The sequence below is a fragment of the Megasphaera intestinihominis genome (genome assembly GCF_040096415.1).
Taxonomy (GTDB): Bacteria; Bacillota; Negativicutes; order Veillonellales; family Megasphaeraceae; genus Megasphaera; species Megasphaera intestinihominis.
In genome coordinates this window covers 1-5,972 of the sequence record NZ_JBBMEU010000096.1, presented here as the reverse complement: position 1 = coordinate 5,972, position 5,972 = coordinate 1, and the positions used below count along the sequence as shown (strand labels likewise).

6 protein-coding genes are annotated in these 5,972 nt (G+C 58.0%); all 6 read left to right on the top strand.

The window, feature by feature from the left end; genetic code table 11:
• Positions 1-345 precede the first annotated feature (345 nt).
• On the top strand, positions 346-1,017 hold the full coding sequence (locus WMO23_RS10710) for a DNA mismatch repair MutL family protein (protein ID WP_337510259.1): 672 nt from the start codon (positions 346-348) through the stop codon (positions 1,015-1,017).
• Positions 1,014-1,844 (top strand): class I SAM-dependent methyltransferase, encoded by an 831-nt coding sequence (locus tag WMO23_RS10705; protein WP_292106734.1) that lies wholly within the window; start codon positions 1,014-1,016, stop codon positions 1,842-1,844. Before WMO23_RS10710 ends, WMO23_RS10705 begins: the two co-directional genes overlap by 4 nt.
• A complete protein-coding gene (gene miaA, locus WMO23_RS10700) occupies positions 1,832-2,761 on the top strand; it encodes a tRNA (adenosine(37)-N6)-dimethylallyltransferase MiaA (RefSeq protein ID WP_020311231.1) in 930 nt (309 codons plus the stop codon). Before WMO23_RS10705 ends, miaA begins: the two co-directional genes overlap by 13 nt.
• A gap of 386 nt (positions 2,762-3,147) precedes the next feature.
• The gene (locus WMO23_RS10695) at positions 3,148-4,410 is read left to right on the top strand and encodes a methionine gamma-lyase family protein (protein ID WP_020311232.1); all 1,263 of its coding nucleotides are present in this window, start codon (positions 3,148-3,150) and stop codon (positions 4,408-4,410) included.
• A complete protein-coding gene (rnmV, locus tag WMO23_RS10690) occupies positions 4,403-4,948 on the top strand; it encodes a ribonuclease M5 (protein ID WP_020311233.1) in 546 nt (181 codons plus the stop codon). Before WMO23_RS10695 ends, rnmV begins: the two co-directional genes overlap by 8 nt.
• On the top strand, positions 4,949-5,806 hold the full coding sequence (rsmA, locus tag WMO23_RS10685; protein WP_292282561.1) for a 16S rRNA (adenine(1518)-N(6)/adenine(1519)-N(6))-dimethyltransferase RsmA: 858 nt from the start codon (positions 4,949-4,951) through the stop codon (positions 5,804-5,806). It begins immediately after the preceding gene.
• Positions 5,807-5,972 lie beyond the last annotated feature (166 nt).

The window sequence follows — 5,972 nt, the reverse complement described above, 5'->3', positions numbered from 1 at the left end:
GTCGGGGCGCCCACGGGGGGCGCCCGCTCGCAGGAGAGTGGCCAGGCAACCTCCGTAGGGGCCGTCCCAAAGGGCGGCCCGCAGCAGGCCCATGTAGGGGCGCCCACGTGGGGCGCCCGCTCGCAGGAGAGTGGCCAGGCAACCTCTGTAGGGGCCGTCCCAAAGGGCGGCCCGCAGCAAGCCCATGTAGGGGCGCCCACGTGGGGCGCCCGCTCGCAGGAAAGTGGCCAAGCAACCTCCGTAGGGGCCGTCCCAAAGGGCGGCCCGCAATGGGAAAAGGCAACCTCTCAGTCCGCTACGCGGACAGCTCCCCTATCAGGGGAGCCTCTTGCGGATGGTTCTTCCTTGTTTTCCCAGGCTTTGGCCCAGCATGGCCAGGGCGGCCCGTCGGAAGCGACGTCGGTCGTTTCCGAGGCGTCAGCGCCTAAAATCGTCTTTGACGGCGATGACGACGTCTTCATTCCCTTAGGGGAAGTGGCGGACTGCTTCATCATTGCCAAGAAGGGTCAGGATTTATACATCGTCGATCAGCACGCGGCTCATGAACGGATCCGCTACGATACGTTCTGCAAGCGTGTCGAACGGATGCCGAGCCAGCAGTTGCTGACGCCGGAGTTCGTCGAAGTCGACAACGAGGATATGACGCTCTTATTGGAACGGCAGGATGTCTTCAACGACCTGGGCTATACCTATTCCGAAGCCGGGCCGACGACGCTGCGCGTCGAAGAAGTGCCCTGCGATTTGCAGACCAGCGATATTGCCGATTCTTTAAAGGATATCTGCCTGCTCCTGCATGACCAGAAGGAACCGGATAAAGCCATGGTCCGCCATCGTTCGCTGGCCTATCTGTCCTGCCACGGTGCCGTCAAGGCCGGAGACAGCCTCAATATCCGCCAGATGAAGCAGCTCCTGGATGATTTGTTCCATACGGAAAAACCCTACGTCTGCCCTCATGGCCGGCCGACGATCATCCGCTTTACGCCAAAAGAATTAGCGCACTTATTTAAACGGACATGACTCATATGATTTACGTCGTGCCTTCATTGAAGGCCAAAGAAAAATTACAATGTGAAGGGAAAGCCTGGGCCGAAAGCCAGGGCTTTGCCTATGTGCCGCGGGGAAAGCGGACCATACAGGATTTGATGGATGAATACGGCGAGGATTTCCTCGTCTATTCCTCACGGGGGCCTCAGATAGACCGCCCGGAAGGCAGCCATTTCTTCAGCCTCAACATGGCTGAACTGCGCATCCAGAACCTGCGGAAAGGCCAGCGCGACCATCTCCTGGAAGCCCTGATGGGGGTGAAGGAGTACGACCTGCGGCCTGCAGCGGCACAGCCGCCCATTTCCGTCCTCGATTGTACCTGTGGTTTTGGCGCCGATGCGGCCGTCGCCTCTTTCGGTCTGCCGGCTGGCTCCCGCGTCGATGCCCTGGAAGTATCGCCTTTGCTGGAAGCCGTTACGGCCTGGGGCTTTTCCCACTTTGTCCATAAGAAAGACGACGTCACGGCGGCGCTGCGCCGGATTTCCCTGCGCTGTGGCGACTATCGCGATTATCTCTTATCCGATGACGGGCCTGTGTACGACGTCCTCTATTTCGACCCCATGTTCCAGCGGCCTGTCGAGGCGAGCTGCCAGTTCCAGCCCGTCCGGGCCATCATGGAACACGGCGGTCTGACGCGGGACCTCATCGAACGGGCGCTGCAGAAAGCCCGGCGCCGGGTGGTCATCAAAGAACGGGATTTCCGCCAGCTCTGCCGCGATTTCCCGGATGTTGCCTTATATGGCGGCAAATACAGCCGCATTGGCTATGCCGTATTGGAGTGTGATTCATGGAAAAAGTAATTGCCATCATCGGTCCGACGGCGGTCGGCAAGACGGCCCTCAGTTTTGCCCTGGCCGAACACTACGGGACCGACCTCATTTCCGGCGACGCCTACCAGATTTACCGCCATATGGATATCGGTACGGCCAAGCCGACGGCGGACGAACTGGCCCGCTATCACCATTATCTCATCGATATTGCTGAGCCCGACGAACCCTATTCGGCAGCCCGCTTCTGTGATATGGCGGGAAAGGCCATTGCCGAAGTCAACGGAAAGGGGAAGATACCCATTCTCGTCGGCGGTACGGGCCTATACGTCCAGTCCCTCCTGGAAGGCTATGATTTCCAGACGGCCCGCATGACCGAAGCCGACAAGGAAGCGGCCCAGGCGCGGATCGACGCTCTCAGTCAAGAGGAACTGAAGGCCTATATCGAGACAGAAACGGACTGGCAGCCGCCGGACTGGCACGAGCTGTTTTCCAACACGCACCGCCTGACCCGCCTGGTCAGCGCCATCGAGCAGGGCGAAGGAAAATCTTTCGTCCGGGCCGGCAAGGCTCGGGATGTAGTCTATGACGCTTACGTCATCGGTCTGCGCCTGCCGCGGGATGTCTTGTACCGGCGCATTGAAGAGCGCGTCGACGCCATGATTGCCGCCGGCTGGGTTGATGAAGTGCGGTACCTGCTGGACAAGGGCATCCCGCCGGGCTGTCAGTCCATGAAGGCCATCGGCTATCAGGAACTGGCCCTGTATCTCCAGGGACAGATGCCCCTCGATGACGCCGCAGCCCGCATCAAGACCCGGACGCGGCGCTTTGCCAAACGCCAGCTCACGTGGTTCAAACGCATGCCCTATATCCACTGGTACGACAAGGACCAGTACGATGGAGAAGAAGCATTGATACAGGCTGTGCTGGGGGATGTGCCTTTCCCATGACGGGAAGGCGCAGGCGGCAAGTAGAAAAGCAACCTCCGTAGGGGCCGTCCCAGAGGGCGGCCCGCAGCTGACAGCTCTCCTATGAGGAGAGCCGAAAGCCTCCCCTGATAGGGGAGGTGCCGTAAGGCGGAGAGGTTTCCTTCAGCGACCTGCGACCTGCGAAACAGCGGACTGTAAGGAAAAAAGCAATCTCCGTAGGGGCCGTCCCGGAGGGCGGCCCGAAATGAAAAAAGGTCCTGAACGGTATAGCGTCTCATTGTCTGGAAGAACCTCTCAGTCAGCAGAGCTGACAGCTCTCCTATGAGGAGAGCCACTAGCCCCTAACCCCTAACTACTATTCACTAACCACTAGCCACTAACTTATACATTCATTATAGAAAGGAATCATGACATTGTCTTTGGATTTAGAAACATTACGAAAAGAAGCGCTGGCCGAATGTGCGGACCAGTTTGAACGCATTGATACGATTTGTCTCCATAATACGGCGAAAGTCCTGGCCGCTTATAAGGAAGCCCAGATTTCTTCGTACCAGTTTGCCGGTACGTCGGGCTATGGCTACAGCGACATGGGCCGGGAAAAGCTCGATGAAGTCTTTGCCCGCGTCTTCAAGGCCGAAAAGGCCATTGTCCGGCCCCACTTCGTATCGGGGACCCATGCGCTGGCGACGGTCCTGCTGGCCCTGTTGCAGACCGGCGATCTCATGATGAGCCTCGTCGGGGCGCCTTATGACACGATGCAGGGCGTCATCGGCTATGCCCATGAAACGCCGCACTCTTTGAAGGAAAAGGGCGTCCGCTATGAGGAAGTCCCCTTGAAGGACAACGCCTATGATTTGGCCGGCATTGAAGCGGCCGTCGCCGAAAAGCAGCCGAAACTGGTCCTCATCCAGCGTTCCCGCGGTTACAGCACGCGGGCATCCTTGACGATTGATGATATCCGTTCTATTATTTCCGTCGTCAAGAAGGTCAGCCCCAAGACGATTTGCTTCGTCGACAACTGTTATGGCGAATTTGCTGCTGAAGAAGAACCGATTGAAGCCGGTGCCGACATCATCGCCGGGTCGCTCATAAAGAATCCCGGCGGCGGCATTGCTCCCACAGGCGGCTATATTGCCGGCAAGGAAGAACTGGTCCACGCCGCAGCCGACTACCTGACGGCTCCGGGCCTGGGCGACGAACTCGGTTCCTATGCAGCCGGCTACCGCCTCTTTTTCCAGGGCTTCTTCATGGCACCGCACGTTACGGCTCAGGCTATCAAAGGGGCCGTCTTTGCAGCGGCTGTCTTTGAAAAGATGGGCTTCAAGGTCTCGCCGGCCGTCCAGGACCCGCGCGTCGACCTGATCCAGACCATTTACCTGGAAAACGAACAGAACATGTGTCTCTTCTGCCAGGGTATCCAGTCCTTCTCGCCTGTCGACGCCCACGTCACACCCATTCCCGACGATATGCCGGGCTATGCCGATAAGATCATCATGGCCGCCGGTGATTTCGTTCAGGGTTCGTCTATCGAATTGTCGGCCGACGGCCCGATCCGCGACCCGTACATGATTTATCTCCAAGGCGGCATCGTCTTTGAACACAATGTCCTGGCCATCCTCAGCGCAGCCCAGTACATTGCCGAACACCGGGAAGGAGCCGCTCATGATTAAGGAAGTCCTCGTCGTCGAAGGCCGGTCCGATGTCGCCCGCATCCGGGCCAGTCACATCGACGTCGATATGATTACGACAGATGGTTTCAATTTGAAGCCTCACACGCTGGAACAGATCCGCTGTGCTTATGAAAAGCGGGGCATCATCATCCTGACCGACCCCGACCGGGCCGGCGAACAGATCCGCAAGTTCCTGACCGACCGCTTCCCTAATGCCAAACACGCCTTTATCCCCAGGAAAGATGCCATTGCCAACAACGACCTGGGCGTCGAACAGGCCTCGCCGGAAGCCATCCGCCTGGCCTTGTCCAAAGTCCGCTGTGCGACGTATGAACCGCAGGCGACCTTTACCATGCAGGACATTTCCGCTGCTGGCCTCAACGGGACGCCTGATGCGGCCGACCGCCGGGCCGAAGTCGGCGCCATCCTGGGTATCGGCTATGGCAATGCCAAACAGTTTTTGAAACGCTTGAACCATTACGGCGTCACCCGTGACGAATGGGATGATGCCCTCCGTCAGATCCACGAGGTGAAATAAATGAAAGAAGTCGACTTGTCCAATCCCGACGTCGTCCGCTACGTCGTCAAACGCTTTGGCCTGCGCATGAATAAGAAACTGGGCCAGAATTTTCTCATCCGTCACGCCGTCGTCGACGACATTGCCGACGCTGCCGAAATCGGGGAGGGCGATCCGGTCCTGGAAATCGGGCCGGGCATCGGCACCCTGACCCAGGCCCTGGCCGAAACGGGCGCAGCCGTCACGGCTGTCGAACTGGACGACCATCTGTTGCCCGTCCTCGACAAGACCTTGGAACACTATGACAACGTGCGCGTCGTCCACGGCGACATCCTGCGCATCGACATTGAAGAAGTCATGAATCACCAGCCCTTCACGGTCTGTGCCAATCTGCCCTACTATATCACGACGCCGATCATCATGAAGCTCCTGGAACAGAAGCTACCCATCAAGCGCATCGTCGTCATGGTCCAGAAGGAAGTGGCCGAACGCATGGTAGCCGAACCGGGCCATAAGATTTACGGGGCTCTGTCGGTGTCGGTCCAGTACTATACGCAGCCGCAGATGCTCTTTGAAATCTCGCCGAAATGCTTCATGCCGGCACCGGAAGTCACGTCGGCCGTCGTCGCCATGGACGTCCGCCAGCAGCCGCCTGTCGATTTAATCGACGAAAAGCGCTTCTTCCAGGTCGTCAAAGCGGCCTTCCAGCAGCGCCGCAAGACCTTTTCCAACGCCTTGAAAAACACGGGCATGAGCAAGGAACAAATCGCCCAGGTCCTGGAAAAAACAGGCATCGACGGCAAACGCCGCGGGGAAACACTGTCTCTCCAGGAATTCGCCGACATCGCCAACGCCTGGAGCGAGATTATTCGTGGCTAGTGGTTCGTAACTGGCCTTTCCTGATAAGAGAGGTGCCTGGAGGGCATTTGTAGGTGCTCGCTGTAAGACGTTTGTAGGGGCTCGCACGTTGTCAAGAATAACATCGTTTACATTTTGTGCAAGGACATCCTTTACACTTTATGCAAGCACATCGTTTACAAATTTC

What these genes read in the sequence shown, in the direction of transcription:
- WMO23_RS10705 (WP_292106734.1), top strand. Translation starts at nt 1,014, where the DNA reads ATGACTCATATGATTTACGTCGTGCCTTCATTGAAGGCCAAAGAAAAA.
- miaA (WP_020311231.1), top strand. Translation starts at nt 1,832, where the DNA reads ATGGAAAAAGTAATTGCCATCATCGGTCCGACGGCGGTCGGCAAGACG.
- WMO23_RS10695 (WP_020311232.1), top strand. Translation starts at nt 3,148, where the DNA reads ATGACATTGTCTTTGGATTTAGAAACATTACGAAAAGAAGCGCTGGCC.
- rnmV (WP_020311233.1), top strand. Translation starts at nt 4,403, where the DNA reads ATGATTAAGGAAGTCCTCGTCGTCGAAGGCCGGTCCGATGTCGCCCGC.
- rsmA (WP_292282561.1), top strand. Translation starts at nt 4,949, where the DNA reads ATGAAAGAAGTCGACTTGTCCAATCCCGACGTCGTCCGCTACGTCGTC.